Raw genomic sequence first — 19,504 nt, forward strand, 5'->3', positions numbered from 1 at the left:
ATGTTTCGCCATGGTGGTGGAGTTCGATTGTGGAAGTGTTACCGTGAGAAGCAACATTCTCCTTCAATCGCCACCGCCTTCTCCTGCCTCTTCCCTACGCCGCGTACACCACTTTCAACGATAGCTCCTGGTCAGGCGGCATTTGCCGCAGTGCCGACTTCCGCGAGAAGCCTGCTGTCACAGTTAAGCGACAGTCCGGTCACGAACGTCACCTCGGACGCAGACGGATCGTACATCGTGACGCGACAGGACGGGTCGCAGCAATGGCTTGGGGTTGATGCCAGAACCGGGGAAACTATCGTCCAGCAAAGCGGGGCGCTGGGCGTTACCCAACTCACAGTGAAGGCTGACGGCAGTTACACCGAGGTCGTCCGTACCGCGAGCGGTACGATTGGGCAATATACCGTCAATGCACTCGGCACTATCGTTGGCTATGCGCCCGCGCTACCGGCCAATGTGACGCTCAAGCCGAACCAGTTCTACGTCGATTCGGTCGCTAACAATTTCGACACGATCTCGGCGATCACAGGCGTATCTGTTCCCACGCTGATGGGCCTGAACAGTGGCCTGGGCCTCGTTTCCGGTTCCCAACAGATCGGCGTTGGACAGATCGTGAATCTCTCTGCGCCAGACAACAGCCAGTCGCCGACGATCACGATCAATCCGAATCCCCAGCCCCAGACGCAAACCCAGAGCGAAAACACCGCAACGAACAACACGAACCTCGGCTATATCTCGAACAGCGCGACGTCGTCCATCGGATTCGCCAACGGTACGCTGAACAGGACGGACTTCGTTTCGGTTACCGAAGCGGGTTTTGCCAGTAACGGCGTGCGACCAGGCGCGGTACAGGCGGACCCGAACGCGGCTGCAAACCAGATCCTGGTCGATCTCGGGTCGTCGACGCTGAGCGGTCTGAATGCACTCGCTGCGATCGGGTCGACCTCGGCTGCGCAGATGAGCAATGTGTACATCGATCCGTTGCTGCTCGATCTGGGACAAGGGATCGTGACGACCCCCGAACAGAGCTCAGGTGTGCTGTTCGATGTCGACAACTCTGGTACCTTGCACCGGACTGGCTGGGTGGGTACCGGGACCGGAATGCTCGTGATTCCTGACGCCAGCGGGCAGGTCACGAACATGAGCCAGATCTTCAGCCCCTACTTTGGGGGCAAGGCGGGCACCAATGGTGGCCCCGGCACCGCGCCGTTCGCAAGCGGCATCGCCGCTCTCACTTCGTTCGACAACAACCACGACGGCGTGATCGATACGACGGACCCGATTTTCAGCCAGCTGCGTGTCTGGGTGAACAGCACGGGCCCCGGTACCGGGCAGATGCTCACCCTCGCGCAACTGGGCATAACGGGTATCAGCCTCACCGCCACGGGCACACGCCAGATCAACAACGGCAATATCGTCACGTCACTGGGCAGCTTTGTCATGAATGGCAATGCGCGGACGATGGAAGACGTGAACCTCGTCTCGAGTCCCGCGGGCAGCACGTTTGCCACCTCAGCAAACGGCGTGACCGCGACAACCACGTCCGGTGGGGCAAACGTTACGACCTGGCAGGACACCACAAGCCAGAACCTGACGCTCGACGCCGCCGCGCTGGGTGTGAACAACATCTATGCCGGTTCGGGCAACGATACCCTGATTGCTGCCGCAAATGGCAGCTGGCTGGTAGGTGGATCAGGCAGTGATACGTTCAAGGGAGGCGCAGGCAACGACGTGTTTGTTGTTTCTGCGAACGACAGTCCGGCAAACATTCACGGAAACGGTGGCGTCGATACGGTCATCATCACTGGCAGCCAGGGAATGACGATCAACATGGCGCAGGAAGGCGTAACCATTGCCGAGGGCGGTGGTGGCGACGACGTGATCGTGAGCGGCGGCCGGACAGGCGTCTACATCAAGGGCGGCACGGGCAGCGATACGCTGATCGGGGGTGGAGGTACCGATGTGATTGTCGGCGGGTCCGGTCACAACCTCATCGTGGGCGGCAGCGGTCAGGCGGAAATTACAGCGGGCCCGAACGGTGACACCATCTATGCCTCCGCGGCGGGCTCGATCATCAACGCTGGTGGCGGCGAAGACAGGATTCACGGCGGCGCCGGCAACGACCTGGTCAAGGTCGGTGGCGGCAATGCGTCCATCGACGGCGGTGGCGGCACCAATATCGTTCAGTTCCATGGTGGCTATGCCGAATACCGGATCGTGCCGGCCAGCGGCGGCTATTACGTTGCCGACAAGGTACCCAACCGCGATGGCACGGTGTTCATTACCAACATCCAGAAGCTGAATTTCTCGGACATTCAGGGCGTGGACCTGTCCCTGCCTGATCCGATGCCAGCCGCCGACACGCTGTACGTTGACGGCACAGGCAATAGCTTCGATCACGCACAGCCCCACCTGATCTCCGCTACGCAACTGCTGGCGAACGACCAGCGTCTGAACAGCACAGGCGCGCTGCACATCGCCACGGTGGGAAGTGCACAGGGCGGCGCAGTGAGCCTGACGGCCTCTGGCGACGTGCTGTTCACGCCGACGCCGGGCTATACCGGCGTCATGACGTTCAAGTACACCGTCGCCGATGCCGCGGGCCATACAAGCGCAACAGTGGAGGATCTGAACACCGGCCGGACCGCCATCATGCAGGCGACCGTCTCGCTCATGACCCCGGAACTGCCGAAAGATCCGCTGCTGGCGCAGGAGTGGTATCTCTCGGATGCCGACATCCTGCCTGTGTGGAAAGACTATACCGGCAAGGGCGTCACCATTGGCCAGTTCGAGCCCGGTGGCGAGTTCGCTGTCGGGCCCGAGATTTTTGACTACACGCATCCGGATCTTGCGCCCAATGTCGATCAGGCGTGGATGGCAACGCAGCTTGCAAACGGGACGCTCCCGACGCAAACCTCGAACCATGCCACGATGGTGGCGGGTGTCATGGTTGCCGCAGACAACGGCAGCGGAGGTGTTGGTGTCGCGTATGACGCGAAGCTTGCCGGCTATTACCTCGCTAACAGCGGCAGCGACCTGAGTGGTCTTGGACACGAAGTCAGTTACGACATCGCCAACAATAGCTGGGTCTTCACCAACGATTTCGCCGTCAGTAACATGCAGAACGGCCAGATCAACACGGCCAGCGCGCTCCTTTCCAACGCCCAGTACGCGGCGGACAACGGCCGCGGCGGGCTGGGCACCATCCTTGTCGAAGCGGGCGGTAACCAGCGCGCAACCGGCGGAAATGCGGAAGGCTCGCTGACGAACAACAACCGATTCTCGATCGAGGTAGGCGCGATCAACGCGCAGGGCGATCTCTCGACCCTGCAGATCGGATCAGCACCATTTTCCAACCCGGGTGCGAGCCTGCTTGTGTCAGCACCTGGCAGCAACATCGAGAGTACGAGCCAGATGGTGATGACTGACCAGGGCTCGACCTTCGGTAGCGCGCATAGCAACATGCAGGGCACCAGCTTCGCGACACCTATCGTATCGGGCATCGTGGCGTTGATGCTGCAGGCAAATCCGAACCTCGGCTATCGCGACGTGCAGCAGATTCTCGCGCTGACCGCCCGCAGGGTGAACGACCCGAACACGCAATGGGCTACCAACGGCGCAAGCAACTGGAACGGCGGCGGCATGCATGTGAGCAACGACTATGGCTTCGGCGAGGTCGATGCGCGCGCGGCGGTCCGGCTTGCCGAGACGTGGATGACGCAGAGCACGGGTGCCAATGAAAAGGTCTATTCGGCCGCGAGCGGCACGCTGGGCCAGACCATACAGGCCGGCGGCACGATCACCAGCGCCATCGCGATGCAGTCCGGTCTGAACGTTGAACACGTGGAAGTCGACCTGAGCGCGACCGTAGGTCGTCTCGGGGATCTGGTGGTCACGCTTGTCGCGCCGGATGGCACAAGGAGCGTGCTGCTCAACCGGGAGGGCGTGATTCCGGCGGGCTCTCCGGGTGCGAGCCCGACTGATGTCGGTAACACGACATCCGGCCTGTTCCAGTACACGTTCATGTCGACGCATGACTGGGGTGAAACGTCCGCGGGCAACTGGACGCTGCAGGTGAGTGACGCGACCACGGGACTACCGGTCACGCTCAACAACTGGTCGCTGCGGCTCTACGGTAGTACGACCACAACAGACCACACCTACTACTATACGGACGAGTACGCCGCGGCGGTCGCTGCCAATGCGAATGCCGCCGTGCTTGATCCGTTGGTCAACGGCACAGGCGGGCGTAACACGATCGATGCCGCGGCGGTATCGGGCGACACGTCGATCAACCTGCCTACCGGCACAGCCAGCATCGGCGGCACGGCGCTCACCATCCGCAACGCCGGCCAGATCCAGAACCTCATCGGGGGCGACGGCAACGACACGCTCGTTGCAAACAACGCAGACGCGATGCTCGATGGCGGGCGGGGCAACAACAGCCTGACGGGCGGCACCGGCAAGGACCTGTTCGTCGTTCACGCCCGTGCAAACGGACTCGACACGATCGTCAACTTCAACGTGGCGAATGGCGAACAGATCGATCTGGTTGGGTTCAAGGGGAGGCAGTTCAAGGATCTGACGTTCACCCAGCAAGGTAGCAACGTGGTAGTCGGGCTGGGGAACGGCCAGACGGTCGTGCTCCTGAACCAGACCGTTTCGGCCTTGACGTCGTGGCAGTTTGTCTTCCAGGACACCTTTGTGGCGCCGCCTGCCTATGTCAACAGCGGCCAGACCGGGACAACACCGCCCGCAGGAGCCGATACCATCGCAATGCACGGCGGCTTCACCGGCGTGTCACTGAACGGCTCGACGGCCACGCTGAGCGGCACGGTCTACACGCACGACGCTGCCAGCATCGACGTCTTTGTGGTCGAGCCGCAGCCCGGCGCGACGAACTTCAGCAACGCCCTTCAGGGTTTCAGGCACGGAGTGGACAAGATAGATGTCAGCCGGCTGGGTATCACCAGCTTTGCCGACCTGAATATCGCGCAGACCAACAAGATGGTGATCAATGGTGTGGCGCTTATACATGGCACGAATGTGCGCAGCACGTCGCTGAATGCCCAGTTGCTCTATCTCGATGCACTGGATCCTTCGCAGCTCTCGGCATCCGATTTCATCTTTGCCGCGCCGACGCCGTCCGCGGCAGGTACTGTCACGACGCCGGTCGCTGCCACGAGCCCGGCGTCCACCGCACCGCTCATCGTCAGTCACGGCGAAACCGATCCGACCACCATCGTAGGATCCAGCCAGGGCATCACCGTTACGACGGACGCCGGCGGCAAGCCAACGATGCAGGCGTCGGTCGACGTCGCATTGCCCGACTACATCAATGTGCTGAACCTGACGGGAAGCGCGAATATCATCGGCACGGCCAACAACAACGGCGACACGATCACGGGCAACGCAGGTAACGATACGCTGCTGGGTGGCGACGGTAACGATACGCTCATCGCCGGAACGGGCAGTGATCTGATGATCGGCGGCAATGGAACGAACACGTATGTCATCTCTGCTGGTGGTGGCGTTGACACGGTCCAGGCCAGCAACGGCCATGCCGATACGCTTGTGTTGCAGGGCGTAACGCCAGGTTCGGTGCTCTTCAGCAGGCAGGGCAACGATCTGGTCGTGACGTTGAATCCCGGTCAGACAGATTCCAGTCATGTCGTGGTGACAAGCCAGTTCAACGGACAGGGCGTGGGCACGATCAGTGTGGGCGGGCGGAATTTTTCAGCGGCCACCGTGGCGGCAATCGTCAGTAACGGCATGGTGACGGTCAGCCATCCTGCCCTCACACAAACCGAATCCAGCGCAGCAGGCTGGTCCTATGCGTTACCCCCGAACCTCTTCGCATCGCCGGTAGCTGGAGATGTGCTCACCGTTACAGCCACGCTGGCAAATGGAAACCCTTTGCCGGCCGGGCTGACCTTCGATCCTGTCCGGCTGACGTTATCGGGGACGGCAGGCCTGAACCTTGGCGATCTCTCGATCAACGTCACGGCAACCGATCTGGCAGGCGTCAAGGCGAGTTCCGTCCTGACACTGAATGTTGTCGCTGTTCCTTCCGGTGCTGGAATGACCATTGGCGTTGGGAGTAATTCCTTCGTGGGTCAGACCGGCAACGGCAATACGTTTAATCTCTCCGGCAACAATAGCAGCGTCTGGCTGGACGGAAATTCCAATACGGTCAATGTGAACGGTGCCGGAGACAGCGTCACGGTTGGCTCGAACAGTACGGGCAACAATATCTTCGGTTCAGGCATCACCATCAACGAGAGCAGCGGCGATACGCTCGGGGTGTACGGTTCGTCGAACCTCGTTGCGCAGGCCGGTGGCAGTGGCTTGTGGCTGAACGGCAGTTCCAGCACGGTGTATGCGAATGGCAGCGGCGACAGCGTGACCATCGGTTCGAACTACACCGGCAACAACATCTTCGGGTCGGGAGTAACGGTCAACGCGGGCAGCGGCGATACGCTGGGGGTGTACGGTTCGTCAAACGCGGTTACGGTAGGGGCCGGCAGCGGTGTCTGGCTCGATGGCAGCACAAGCACGGTGTATGCGAATGGCAGCGGCGACAGCGTGACCATCGGTTCGAACTACACCGGCAACAACATCTTCGGGGCGGGGGTAACGGTCAACGCGGGAAGTGGCGATACGCTCGGCGTGTACGGTTCCTCAAACGCGGTTACGGTGGGCACCGGCAGTGGTGTCTGGCTCAATGGCAGCACGAGCACGGTGCATGCGAATGGCAGCGGCGATAGTGTGACCATCGGTTCGAACTACACCGGCAACAACATCTTCGGGGCGGGGGTGACAATCAATGCGGGCAGCGGCGATACGCTGGGCGTGTATGGTTCATCAAACGTGATTACCGAGGGCGCTGGTAGTGGCCTGTGGCTCAACGGCAGTTCAAACACCGTGTATGCCAATGGCAGCGGCGATAGCGTCACCATCACAGTCGGCGCCGACAACAGCATCATCGCGACAGGATCATCCGCGACGCTGGTACTGGGAGACGGTGCGGCGACGGTACGGATGACTGGCACCGGTTCTACTGTCACAGCCGGGCACGGCGCATACCGCATGGAGTTTGGCGCCGCGGGACAGCAGCTCAGGTTCGGCTCGGACGTGCTATCCAGCAACCTCTGGTTCCAGGAGTTCGGCCAGGACCTTCAGATCACCGTGAACGGCACCAGCGAAACGGTGACCCTGAAAAACTGGTATGCAGGTACCCCTGAGCAGGCGAGCTCGATCATCGCCGGGGATGGCAAGACGCTGGCTGCCTCCAGCGTCAACCAGCTTGTGCAGGCAATGGCTGCCTTTCCGCCTCCAGGTGCGGGTCAATCCACTCTGACGCCTGCCGAACAGCAGGCGCTGCAGCCCGTGCTTGCCGCCAGCTGGCATTGAGGCAAGCCCGCCAGACCCCGCGCGGACACGCGCGGGGTCTGGCCATACAGCCGGCGAACGGGGACGCCGGAAGTTTTTCAGTATCCCGGACGGTGGACAACCGGCCTGCCGTCTGCTTTCCTAAACGACTACACGCTTTGACAACGACTGAATCCCCAGACTCCGGGCTGTGGGCGCTGACTGCCATGGCAGCGCTACATGGCGTAGCCACGGACGAACCGCAACTGCGCCATACATTTGGTCGCGAAGACTTTACGACTGCCACGATATTGCTGGCGGCCAGATCGCTTGACCTGCATGCGCGCGCGATCCAGCAGGACGGCACGCGCCTTGGTAAGGCACCCCTTCCGGCCGTGGCCTGCGAGCGCGGGAGCGGTCGCTATTTCATCGTCGCACAGTATCGCGAGCGCCCGGACGGAACCGCCCTCCTGCTCATCCAGCGCAGTGGCGAATCGCCCACCGTCGTCACGCTGGACGATCTCCTCGCGGTATGGACGGGCGAACTCATCTTCTTTGCCAGCAAGGCAAGTTTTGCGGGGGAGATGGCGAAGTTCGATTTCACGTGGTTCATTCCGGCGATCGTCAAATACCGGCGGCTTCTCGGCGAAATCCTGCTGGTTTCGCTGGCGCTGCAGGTAATCGGGCTCGTGACGCCGATGTTCTTCCAGGTCGTGATGGACAAGGTTCTGGTCAACCACGCACTGAAGACCCTGCACGTGATCGCGATCGGTCTCGTTTTCGCCATCCTGTTCGAGGCTACCTTGACGGGTATCCGGAGCTGGGTGTTCGCGCACACGAGCAGCAAGATCGACGTGGAACTGGGTGCACGGCTGTTTCATCACCTGCTGGCGCTGCCGCTCGCCTGGTTTCAGGCAAGACGTGTCGGTGACTCCGTTGCGCGCATCCGCGAGCTGGAGAATATCCGCGCGTTCCTGACAGGCAACGCGATGACGCTTGTGCTGGACCTGCTGTTCTCCGTGGTGTTCGTTGCGGTGATGCTGTGGTACAGCCCCACGCTGACACTCATCGTCGTGCTGTCCATACCGCTTTATGCGTTGCTCTCGCTGTTTTTTACTCCGGTTATCCGGGCGCGGCTGGACGAGAAATTCAACCGCGGGGCGGAAAACCAGTCGTTCCTCGTTGAAACCATCAGCGGGATCGACACCGTGAAGGCGATGGCGGTCGAACCGCGCTGGATCCAGAAGTGGGAAAAGCAGCTCGCGGGCTACGTCAGTGCAGGCCTGTCGGTTACCAGGGCGACAACCATCGCGAGTGGTGGCGTGACGCTGGTCAGCAAGCTCGTTACGGCAGCGATTGTGTGGGTTGGCGCGCTGCAGGTGATCGACGGAAAGATGACCGTCGGTGAGCTGATTGCGTTCAACATGCTCGCCGGGCAGGTGTCGAGTCCGATCCTTCGGCTCGCGCAGTTGTGGAATGACTTTCAGCAGGTTGGCATCTCGATGGGACGGCTGGGCGACATCCTGAATGCCCGTGCCGAGGTTGCGGGGCAGAAGACGCGCCTGCCGCGGCTGTCGGGTGCGGTTGCGTTCGATCAGGTTTCATTTCGCTACCGTCCGGATGCAGCCGATGTGCTGCGCAGCATCTCACTTGCCATCGTACCTGGCGAAGTGATCGGCATCGTGGGGCGGTCGGGATCGGGCAAGAGTACGCTGACGAAACTCGTCCAGCGACTGTACGTTCCTGACCGGGGGCGCGTGCTCATCGATGGCCAGGACATCTCCATCATCGACACGACGTCGCTGCGACAGCAGATCGGTGTCGTGCTGCAGGAGAACACGCTCTTCAACCGGAGCGTGCGCGAAAACATCGCCCTCACCAATCCGGCCCTGACCATCGAGGCCGTCATCGAGGCGGCAAAGCTTGCCGGTGCGCACGAATTCATCTGCGAGCTGCCGGAAGGCTATGACACGATGGTAGGCGAACACGGCACCGGGCTTTCCGGAGGACAGCGGCAGCGCATTGCCATTGCCCGGGCGCTGATCGCCAACCCGCGCATCCTCATATTTGACGAGGCGACCAGCGCCCTCGACTACGAATCGGAGCGGGTCATCCAGGACAACATGCGACGGATATGTCAGGGACGCACGGTACTGATCATCGCACACCGGCTGTCTGCCGTCCGGGAGGCGAACCGGATCATCGTGATGGAGCGTGGCCAGATCGCGGAGACGGGCGATCACGAGGCACTGCTGCGCAAGCCCGGCGGCATCTACGCGCACCTGTATGCGCTGCAGCAAGGCCTTGCGGGGAGTCACACATGAGCATCCGATACCGGCTGCAGGCAGCGGCCGGACTGATGAGGCGATATCTGGATGTCTGGCGACATTTCTGGCGACAGCGCCGGCAGCTCGATTCACCTGTACTTCGCGAGCACGAGGCCGAATTCCTTCCAGCGGCACTGGCTCTCCAGGCGAAGCCCGTGTCTCCCGCTGGACGCTGGGTCGCGCGCATCCTGATGGCAATGGTTGTCGTGGTTATCGCATGGGCAAGCCTTGGACATATCGACATCATCGTGAACGGACAGGGCAGGATCATCGCGAGCGGGTATACGAAGACAGTCTCCTCGGTCGAAGTTGCGCGCGTGTACGCCCTGCACGTCGAAGAAGGACAGGCCGTGAGGGCCGGCGACATACTGGTTGAACTCGACACGCGGCAGGTAGACAGCGAGTTCGACAGGGCCGATGCTGCCCGGCAGGCCGCGCTTGCGCAGGCGGCCCGCTGTCGTGCGCTCCTGAAGGCATTCGACGGGAATCGTGCGCCGGTGATGGAAGCTGTTCCCGATATCAGCCGTGTGCGGTGGGAGGCGGCGGCGAGCCATCTGCAGGACCAGTGGCGGGACTACCTCGCGCAACGTACGCGTCTGGACGGCGAGATCGCGCGCTATGCCGCGGGACTGCCCGTTGCGAGCCGCATCGAGGCGAGCTACGCGGAGCTGGCGCAGACGAATGATGTTGCACAAAACGCCTATCTGGAAAAGAAGCAGGCACGCATCGACATAGAGGGGCAGCTCACCGACGCGAGAAACCAGCGCGCGGCATTGACCGCGCAGATGCGGGAAAAGGCACAGGAACAGCTGGAGGAAGCGAACCGGCAGGCAGTAGAAGCCACCCAGGATGCACGCAAGGCCAGCGCGCATGGCGCGCTGCTCAAGCTCACTGCACCGGTAGACGGTACCGTGCAGCAACTGGCGATTCACACCGTAGGCGCGGCGGTGCCTGCGGCTCAGCCGTTAATGCAGATCGTGCCGCAGCGGCCGACTGTCGAGTTCGAGGCGTCCATCGCCGACCGCGATGTTGGTTTCGTCCGGGAGGGGCAGTCCGCCACGGTGAAGATCGACGCGTTCGAATACACGCACTACGGCACCGTGCCTGCCGTCGTGAGCCACGTGTCGCGCGACGCAATCCAGGATGAGAAGAGAGGGCTGCTTTACACGGTGACGGTAAGGCTTGAGCGGCCCTCACTCCTGATCGACGGGCAGGCGGTGAAACTTACCCCAGGCATGTCCGGTACGGTGGATATCAGGACAGGCACGCGCCGCGTGATTGGCTACGTCCTTGCGCCCCTTCTGCAGACCACACGGGAGAGCCTGCATGAGCGTTAGGCGTGACGGCGTAGTGCTGGCGCGCCTGAAAGCCAGTGTGGCGGCAGGCGCATGTCTGCTGGCGCAGGGAGGCCTCGCGCGGGGAGTGCCGGACATCCTCGAGGATCCACTTCTTGCACGGCCTCCCGTGCTGGATACGGGGTCGGTCCTGCCCGGTGACACTGCACCGGTCGCCTGCGAGGCGCGACCGGATTTCACTCAACCGCTGACACTCTCCGATGCTGTGGACCTTGGCCTTTGCCACGCCCCGAAGATCAGTGTGGCGTGGGCGGCTATCCGGCAGCAGGCGGCGGCAGTGGGGGAGGCGCGTGCCGCGTATCTGCCGACGCTTACTGCTTCGATTACCGGGCAACGCAACCAGATCACCTATCCTGGAACGCCGAACACCGACTCGACGCTGCGTGGTCACAGCAGCTACGCAGCGCTCAACTGGCGCCTGTTCGATTTCGGGGAGCGTTCCGCCAACCGGCAGGCGGCGAACCATCTGCTGGCCTCCGCCATGGCCAGTTACGATGCGGCCCTGCAAAGAACCCTCGGCGAGATCGTGAGCGCGTACTTCGATGCGCGGACCGCGCAGGCGTACCGGGTAGCGCGAGGCCTGGACCGGCAATGGGCCGAACAGACGCTAGCGACGGCCACACGGCGGGAACGCCTCGGCGCGGCGGGACGCAGCGATACGCTGCAGGCCCAGACAGCGCTTGCAAAGGCGCAGCTTGAGGAGCAGCGCGCGGCGGGCGAAATGAACAAGGCGCTGGCTACGCTCGTGTATGCACTTGGCGTGCCGGCAGACACCGCTGTTACCCTGGCTGTCGACAGTTCGGCCCCCGCGGTAGACGCAGTGGACGACCTCGAGCACTGGCTGGAATTCGCACGGCGGCAGCATCCAGCCATTGTGGCCGCACGCGAGCAGTGGGAAGCGGCCAAGGCAAAGATCACCAGTACCCGTTCGCAGGGACTTCCGACACTGGACTTCGGCGTGAACTGGTACCAGAACGGATATCCAAACCAGAGCCTGCAGTCGGTGCGATCAAATACGACCACGATTGGTCTTACGCTAACCATTCCGATCTTTGAAGGTTTTGCACGGACCTACAAGGTCCGCGAGGCCCAGGCCCAGGCTGACCAGGATGAAGCCCAGATTGAGGAGACCGAACATCAGGTCCTGAAGGAAGTTGTCCAGGCATACGCGGACGCCCGGTCGTCACTTGCCAGCCTGAACGCGTCTGCAATGCTGCTTACCTCCGCGGAGGCGGCGCTCACATCATCGCGCAATCGCTATGAACACGGTGTTGCTGACATCATCGAATTGATCAACGCGCAGACGGCACTGGCCGACGCACGCCAGGAACGTATCCGGAGTGAAGCGCAGTGGCGCTCGGCCCGGCTGCGCCTGCTCGCCGATACAGGCATGCTGGGTCGTACCGGCGTGAGCGCCGGCACGACGCTGGAACCGGAGCGGCAATGAGCGGACAGCAGACACCCAGGGTGGGCCGTGCCTGCTGCTCGAAGACGAACTGGCGGCGATGGAACACGTCCTGGTCCTGCATGACCAGCAGCTCGCCGCGATTCCGAAGTTTCGCTTTCTGAAGGCATGCGAGAAGTTCGCTCCGATCCCGGCTTCCCCTGAGGCCTGGCGATGGCGGATGTAAGTGAGGGGAAAGGTTTCAGGCCGCTATGGAGAGATAACGCACATTATCGGATCATCATCGTTTTTGATCTAAACTGGCGATCATGAAAACGCACGAGCCCCTTTCCGTCGCCGACATGGATGCCGACTTCCCGGACGATGCGGAACTCGCCGCACTGCGTGGCTGGTACGCGGGCCTGGATGCGCGGACTGCCGTGACCCGTTATCTCGGTGATCGCCGGGAAGCCGGCGCATCGTCGCGCGGCGTGCTCGGCCGGATTCGCCGGCAGCTCATCGCGTACGCGCAGGCTCGACACCGCGCGGACCTGGCAGCCGTGTTCGCTCGCCCGACGCGCACGTCGGCCGACAGTGTTGCCCGCGGGATCGAGGCGCTCCGCAACCTGCCCGTCCCAGTGCCACTCATTAGCGACGCGGTCGACCTGTGGCTGCCGCCTCGCATTGTCGAGGCGCTGAACGCGCACGGTATTCGGACACTTGCGGACCTGACCGTGCGGATTCCGCGGCGGCGGCGCTGGTGGTCCGCAATCGCCGGACTCGGCGTCGCCGGCGCGCGACGCGTCGAAGCGTTCTTCGCCGCCCATCCAGGGCTGACCGAACGCGCGCGGGCACTGATCGTTGCCGCACCCGGCGGCGACATCGTGCCGTGGGAACAGCTGCGCGTGCCGCACGAGGTCGATGGCTCACGTGGCCAGTTCCGCGCGCCGCGAACCGCCTGCCTGCTGAACGCGTCAAACGACTATGAAGCGATTCAGTCCTGGCTATCGCTGCATGAGTCGGCAGCTACGCAGCGCGCCTACCGGAAAGAGGCGGAGCGACTGATCCTGTGGGCCATCGTTGAGCGCGGCCGTGCCTTGTCGTCGCTCACCACCGACGACGCGATCGCGTATCGCGGTTTCCTGCGGCGCCCGACGCCGCGCGAACGCTGGGTGGGCCCATCACGGCTGCGGCATAGCATCGAATGGCGACCGTTCACGGGCCCGCTGTCCGCCCGCTCCGCCGCGTACGCCCTGAACGTCCTGTCGGCGTTGTTTCGCTGGCTGGTCGAACAACGCTACGTGCTCGCAAATCCGTTCGCTGGCGTCAAGGTGAAGAGCCAAGCGCAACGTGCTGGACTGGACGTGTCCCGCGGCTTCTCCGAAGGCGAGTGGCTGCTGATCCGTACACTGGCCGACGGCCTCGAGTGGTCTTACGGCTGGAGCGCGTCGGCCGCACAGCGCCTCCGCTTCCTGCTGGACTTCGGCTACGCGACCGGCCTGCGCGCGAGTGAACTGGTCGGCGCGAGGCTTGGCGACATCCGCCGGGACGAGCACGGCGATCACTGGCTGCACGTGCTCGGCAAGGGCGGCAAGCTCGGCAAGGTGGCGCTGCCGTCGCTCGCTCGAACCGAGCTGGATCAATCTCTCGTGCAGCGCGGGCTGCCGGTCACGCCGGCGCGCTGGAACCCGGCAACGCCGCTCGTTGCGAGCCTTGACGAGGATGGCGCGGGCATCGAACCCAGACGGCTCTGGCGCGTGCTGCGACGGTTCTTCGAACTGGCCGCCGGTGCACTACAGGACGAATGGCCGGCAACCGCTGAGAAGCTGCGGCGCGCGAGTCCGCACTGGATGCGGCACACGCATGCGTCGCACGCGCTCGCGCGAGGCGCCGAGTTGATCATGGTGCGCGACAACCTGCGGCACTCGTCAATTTCCACGACCTCGACCTATCTGCACAGCGATGAAGTACAGCGGGCTCGGCAGTTTGATCGGGCGTTCGCGGCACACCCCCGCGAGCGGTAGCCCTCTCCCGGCAGCTTCGTTGTCACCTCTGAGGTGACACAATCAGTTCGCTGCTGCTACGACCTTGAATCTTCACGCAATTCCGCCATGGTGACCGGCCCTCGCCGTACTGGTGACACATTTGCTGACGAAGTAGTGACACTTTTGGTACGGTCTACGGTAATGAACGCGTTGCCGCCGGACAGGTGCCGTTCAATGCGAAGCGCATCTATCGCGTCATGCGCACGCATAGTCTGCTGATGCAACGTCGTCCGACTCCGCCTCGGCAGCAACGCCGGCACGATGGCAAGGTGGCCGTGGCGCGCAGCAACCAGCGTTGGTGTTCGGACGGCTTCGAGTTCCGCTGCGACAACCGCTGCGCGTGACGTTCGCGCTGGACTGCTGCGACCGGGAAGCCATGAGCTGGGCGGCCACGACGGCAGGCCACAGTGGTGACATCGTGCGCGACGTGATGCTGGCTGCAGTGGAAAATCGGTTTGGCAACGAGCTGCATACACCGTCCGAAATCGAGTGGCTGAGCGACAATGGTTCGGGCTATACGGCCGACGATACACGCCGGTTTGCAGCGGCCATCGGCCTGAAGCCATTGACCACACCGGTGTGCAGCCCCCAAAGTAACGGGATGGCCGAGAGCTTCGTGAAGACAATGAAGCGCGACTACGTTGCCTTCATGCCGAAGCCGGACGCAGCGACTGCTGCACGCAACTTGGCCATCGCGTTCGAGCATTACAACGAGAAGCATCCCCATAGCGCGCTGAAGTACCGCTCGCCTCGCGAGTTCTGGCGCTCAATGGATTCAGCAACCTTAGTGTGACGCTGTGTCCGGGATTACAGGGTCAACTCCATTAATCTCGACAGGCATACACACGCAAGTATCGATCCAGGATAGAACTACCATGCTGTTACTGAATAATCGCGTCCGCAAGTTGGACTTTCAAGATTTGGTGATTTTTCACCTCATCAATGAGCTGAGAAGTGTCACCGAGGTCGCGGAACTACTCAGCGTCAGCCAATCGACTGTCAGCTACTGCCTGAAACGCCTGCGCGACTGCTTTGACGACGAGTTGTTTATCAACTCCCGCTTTGGCATGAGCCCGACCCAGCGGGCCACGGCGCTCACGCCCCGCATACAGGGTATCTTGACCCAGATGGCCGAGTGCGTACAGGAGGACATCGACTTCAATCCCAACGCCAAATCCACCTCATTTACCATCTGCGCGCCGCAATATTTTGAAATCATCATCATGCCGGTGCTGATGAAGAACATTCTGGAGATGGGTCACACGGTTTCGATCAACATCACAAAACCAGAAAAGGATTTGCCCTACGCCGATATCGTTGCAGGGCAAATCGATCTGGGTGTTTTCTTTGGCCCTGGCTTCTATCGTAGCTACCCGGGTCTTTCGACCCAGACGCTGTTTCGCGACCAGCTTCTTGCCGTGCAGGATGGCCCCGACAATACACAACCGCTGCCGTTGAATGAGCTGCTGGAGCGCCGTCACGTATTTCCTACGCCCTGGGTTTCCGACAGCAATATGGTCGACAGCTGGCTGCAATCACAGGGCCATCGCCGCACGATCGCAGCGCGGGCCAACAGCTACTTTTCTGCGATCGAGCTGCTGTTCGGCACCGATCTTCTGCTGATGCTTCCCCGACGGATACATCAGAAAGTCAAGAGCAAGGTGCCCAATGTCGGCGCACGGCCCATGCCCGAGGGCATGCCGGACTTCACGCTGGATATGGTGTGGAGCGCTGCGCTGACGAACAACCAAGCCAATACCTGGCTGCGTCAGCAATTGATTCGTGCCTGCGCGAACATCTGAAAACCACAGAGGCTCCGTGCTCAGCCGCGGCCCGTCTGAACGGCAAAGTGCTTTGGATAGTCGGCTGGGCGGAATCGTCCCACCATGAAGATCATTCCGGTGGACACAAGCGCCAGCAATAGCCACGCCTGCGTGAAGCTGGATGACACATCCTTGATGAAGCCAGCAATCAGCGGCGACAGCGCAGCAATGAGATAACCCACGCCCTGCACAAACGCCGTAAGCTCGCCGGCCCGACGCGGGGCGTCCATGTGATCCATTGCCACAATCAGGCTCATCGGGAACAGGCCGCCGATGCCAAAACCCAGCAGGCCAGCCCAGACGATCGGATAAGCCGTGGGAGCAAAAATCAGACCGGCAAACCCGGCGATCACGGAAATCAACACCAGCAGCAACAACGGACGGCGGTCCAGACTGCGGCTGGCCAGCGCCGGCACCACCAGACCGGACAGCACCTCCATGCTCGTCAGATAGGCCAGCAACAGGCCTGCGTTCGTATCCTGCCACCCTTGCTCGACATAGAACGGAGGCAACCAGGCCAATACGCAGGTGTAGGAGGCAGTGCCCAGACCAAAGAAAATGCCCAACAGCCAGGCACGCGGGCGGCCCGCGAACGACATGTCGCTGCCGATCGAGCCTTGTTGGGGCGCGACGAACGACACGATGTCAGCGCGTATGGCATACCACGCCGCCAGCGCCACCGCAGCCAGCGCGGACCACGCGGCCAGCGCGGACTGCCAGCCTCCGAGCCACACGCCGATGAATGGCGAAGCGGCGGCGGACAAAGCTGCTCCGCCCATGATGGCGGTCACGTACACACCCATCAGCAACGCTATCGCGTCCGGAAAGCGGCTCTTGATGATGCTGGGCATGACCGATTGGATGACAGCGACACCCGCTCCCGCAACCACGGCGGTCAGTATCAGATCCAGCGCGGACGAAGCGTATAGGCGAGCCAGACTGGCAAGCCCAATGACCAGCAGGGAAACCGCAATGGCGCGGTGTTCGCCCCAACGGGCTGCCAGCCTGGCACCCCGGAACATCGCGAAGCCCATCGCCAGCACGGGCAGCATGGTCAGCAGCGCAACCAGGGTGTAGCTCAACGGAATGCTGCTCCGGATCGATGTCAACAGCGGCCCGATGGCGGCCATGGATGGCCGCAGGTTCAGGCCGACCAGCACCAGCGCGAGGATCAACGGCACACGGTTTGCCGCGCGGGAAGATTGCATCACGTTCTGACTCCATACCTGTAGGAACGACCGAGTCATTGTCGCGACAACAAGCCACTATTCGCAATTCAAAGTTTCAAGTCGGCTATCGGCGAATTCGCATGCCCTCATTTGTCCGCCACCTACACTTCCCGTCCGATCCACTGCCCCTCTCCTGAGCCATGAACGCTATTGATTCACCTGACTGCGCACAGGGTTTCCAGTTGACGCTGGACCAATTACTGATGCCTGCCGTTGAACAGTACCCTGAGCGCGAGATCGTTTACCGCGACAACCTGCGTTTGAGGTATCGCGATCTCCATGGGCGCGTGCTGCGACTGTGCGCGCTGTTGCAACGATTGGGGGCCGGCCCTGGCGTGACCGTCGCCGTGGCCGACTGGGACAGCCATCGTTATCTGGAAGCGTACTTTGCAGTACCGATGACGGGTGCCACGTTGATGACGGCCAATATCCGGCTGTCGCCGGAACAACTGGCCTACACGCTCGGCCATTGCGGCGCCAGCGTGCTGCTGGTCAACGACGACTTTGCGCCGCAATTTGCCGCGCTTCGCGAGGCGCTGCCCATGGCGACCTCCTGGCTGCGGCTGACCGACCAGCCCAATGAGCCTGCTCATCCAGATCTACCCTGGCATGGAGAGTACGAGGCTTGCCTCGCCGCTGAAACGCCCGATCCGGTGCTGCCCGCTCTCAACGAGAATTGGCTCGCCACGTTGTTCTATACGACTGGCACCACCGGCGTCCCCAAAGGCGTCTCTTTCAGCCATCGACAGTTGGTGCTGCACACGCTGGCACTCGCCGGCGCGCTGGGCTGTTCGGCGGACGGTCCAAGGTTGCATCGCCGTGACGTCTACATGCCCATTACGCCGATGTTCCACGTTCATGCCTGGGGCATGCCCTATCTGGCCACGATGCTTGGCCTCAAGCAGGTGTATCCCGGCCGGTACCGGCCCACCGCGTTGCTTGACCTGATCGAACGTGAAGGCGTCAGCTTCTCGCACTGCGTGCCGACGCTGCTGCAAATGATGCTGAATGACCCCAGCCAGCCGCAACGCGACTTGTCGCGCTGGAAAGTCATCATCGGCGGTGCGGCGCTATCGGAATCCCTGGCGCGTCGTGCGCTAGCACTAGGCATCGACATCTGGTCGGGGTATGGCATGTCCGAGACAGGACCAGTGCTGACGCTGGCCCAGTTGCATCCTGACCATGAACGCAACGAAGCTCGCGATCTGGCGGCACGGTTGCGTGCCGGCTCGCCCATCCCGCTGGTACGTCTGCGCGTACTGGATAAAGCAGGGCAGCCGGTTGCCCGCGACAATCGTCAGCCCGGCGAGGTTACCGCTCGCGCTCCGTGGCTCACGGCCGACTACCTCAATGAGCCAGAGGCCAGCGCAGGACTGTGGCGCAACGGCTTCCTCCATACACGCGACATTGGGGTGCTGGACGCAGCCGGCTCCCTGCGGTTGACCGACCGCGCCACCGACATGATCAAGACCGGCGGGGAATGGGTTTCATCGCTGGAGCTTGAAGCCCTGCTGCTCGATTGCGCCGGTGTGGCAGACGCCGCAGTCGTCGGCATTCCGGACGCGCGCTGGGGAGAGCGGCCGGTAGCCGTTGTCGTTCCCACGAAGGACAACGATCCCGAGCTGGCCGAGGCCTTGCGCAAGGCACTGCACGCGCACGCGCAGCAGGGCCGTCTGCCGTCATACGCACTACCAGACGCCATTCACCTCACCCATGCACTGCCGCGCACGAGCGTCGGCAAAACGGACAAGAAGTCATTGCGCATTCAATATGGCTGAGCCTGAGCCTCCTTCTCCGCGCAAAGAAAACCGGCTTTTGCCGGTTTTTTCATATCATTTTGCAAATCCATGGATTGAATTAAATTCATAACAGATAAATGCGTTCTGTAACATGCCGATTCTATTATTTAAATCCGCGAATCAATTTTATTCGGCGCAGCACCACAATCCACCGCCCATTATGGCTATGTT

8 protein-coding genes and 1 pseudogene are annotated in these 19,504 nt (G+C 62.1%); 8 read left to right on the plus strand and 1 reads right to left on the minus strand.

All coding sequences use genetic code 11. The annotated features are described in order from the left end of the window. Positions 1 to 237: 237 nt before the first annotated feature. The 7 genes and pseudogenes from PKKP23_RS31630 to PKKP23_RS31670 all read left to right on the plus strand — a co-directional run bounded on the left by PKKP23_RS31630 (position 238) and on the right by PKKP23_RS31670 (position 16,284). Complete coding sequence (locus PKKP23_RS31630; RefSeq protein ID WP_161978180.1) at positions 238 to 7,413, plus strand: S8 family serine peptidase; 7,176 nt, start codon at positions 238 to 240, stop codon at positions 7,411 to 7,413. A gap of 137 nt (positions 7,414 to 7,550) precedes the next feature. Continuing rightward, positions 7,551 to 9,695: a type I secretion system permease/ATPase gene (locus tag PKKP23_RS31645; protein WP_275094594.1), complete on the plus strand. Its 2,145-nt coding sequence runs from the start codon at positions 7,551 to 7,553 to the stop codon at positions 9,693 to 9,695. Beyond that, the gene (locus PKKP23_RS31650) at positions 9,692 to 11,035 is read left to right on the plus strand and encodes an HlyD family type I secretion periplasmic adaptor subunit (protein ID WP_126879822.1); all 1,344 of its coding nucleotides are present in this window, start codon (positions 9,692 to 9,694) and stop codon (positions 11,033 to 11,035) included. The genes PKKP23_RS31645 and PKKP23_RS31650 overlap by 4 nt, the downstream gene beginning before the upstream one ends. Continuing rightward, the gene (locus PKKP23_RS31655) at positions 11,025 to 12,500 is read left to right on the plus strand and encodes a TolC family protein (protein ID WP_126879823.1); all 1,476 of its coding nucleotides are present in this window, start codon (positions 11,025 to 11,027) and stop codon (positions 12,498 to 12,500) included. The genes PKKP23_RS31650 and PKKP23_RS31655 overlap by 11 nt, the downstream gene beginning before the upstream one ends. Before the next feature lie 266 nt (positions 12,501 to 12,766). Continuing rightward, positions 12,767 to 14,461 carry a phage integrase family protein gene (locus PKKP23_RS31660; protein ID WP_126879824.1) on the plus strand — a complete coding sequence of 565 codons (1,695 nt, stop codon included), beginning with the start codon at positions 12,767 to 12,769 and terminating at the stop codon, positions 14,459 to 14,461. Positions 14,462 to 14,625: 164 nt separating this feature from the next. Then, positions 14,626 to 15,275, plus strand: a pseudogene (locus tag PKKP23_RS31665) (integrase core domain-containing protein); the annotation flags it as partial. 82 nt (positions 15,276 to 15,357) lie between these two features. Beyond that, on the plus strand, positions 15,358 to 16,284 hold the full coding sequence (locus PKKP23_RS31670; RefSeq protein WP_126879825.1) for a LysR family transcriptional regulator: 927 nt from the start codon (positions 15,358 to 15,360) through the stop codon (positions 16,282 to 16,284). A gap of 20 nt (positions 16,285 to 16,304) precedes the next feature. Here the strand turns inward: PKKP23_RS31670 and PKKP23_RS31675 are convergent, their stop codons facing one another. Continuing rightward, positions 16,305 to 17,513 (minus strand): cyanate transporter, encoded by a 1,209-nt coding sequence (locus PKKP23_RS31675; protein ID WP_176049169.1) that lies wholly within the window; start codon positions 17,511 to 17,513, stop codon positions 16,305 to 16,307. Positions 17,514 to 17,674: 161 nt separating this feature from the next. Here PKKP23_RS31675 and PKKP23_RS31680 point away from each other — a divergent pair, with 161 nt between their 5' ends. Continuing rightward, positions 17,675 to 19,312, plus strand: a complete 1,638-nt coding sequence (locus PKKP23_RS31680; protein ID WP_126879827.1) for a long-chain-fatty-acid--CoA ligase — start codon at positions 17,675 to 17,677, stop codon at positions 19,310 to 19,312. Positions 19,313 to 19,504: the final 192 nt, after the last annotated feature.

The organism is Paraburkholderia kururiensis JCM 10599 = LMG 19447 (genome assembly GCF_003986935.1).
GTDB lineage: Bacteria > Pseudomonadota > Gammaproteobacteria > Burkholderiales > Burkholderiaceae > Paraburkholderia > Paraburkholderia kururiensis.

Coding starts and splice junctions, on each gene's coding strand:
- PKKP23_RS31660 (WP_126879824.1), top strand. CDS start 12,767: ATGAAAACGCACGAGCCCCTTTCCGTCGCCGACATGGATGCCGACTTC.
- PKKP23_RS31655 (WP_126879823.1), top strand. CDS start 11,025: ATGAGCGTTAGGCGTGACGGCGTAGTGCTGGCGCGCCTGAAAGCCAGT.
- PKKP23_RS31670 (WP_126879825.1), top strand. CDS start 15,358: ATGCTGTTACTGAATAATCGCGTCCGCAAGTTGGACTTTCAAGATTTG.
- PKKP23_RS31650 (WP_126879822.1), top strand. CDS start 9,692: ATGAGCATCCGATACCGGCTGCAGGCAGCGGCCGGACTGATGAGGCGA.
- PKKP23_RS31680 (WP_126879827.1), top strand. CDS start 17,675: ATGAACGCTATTGATTCACCTGACTGCGCACAGGGTTTCCAGTTGACG.
- PKKP23_RS31675 (WP_176049169.1), bottom strand. CDS start 17,513: ATGCAATCTTCCCGCGCGGCAAACCGTGTGCCGTTGATCCTCGCGCTG.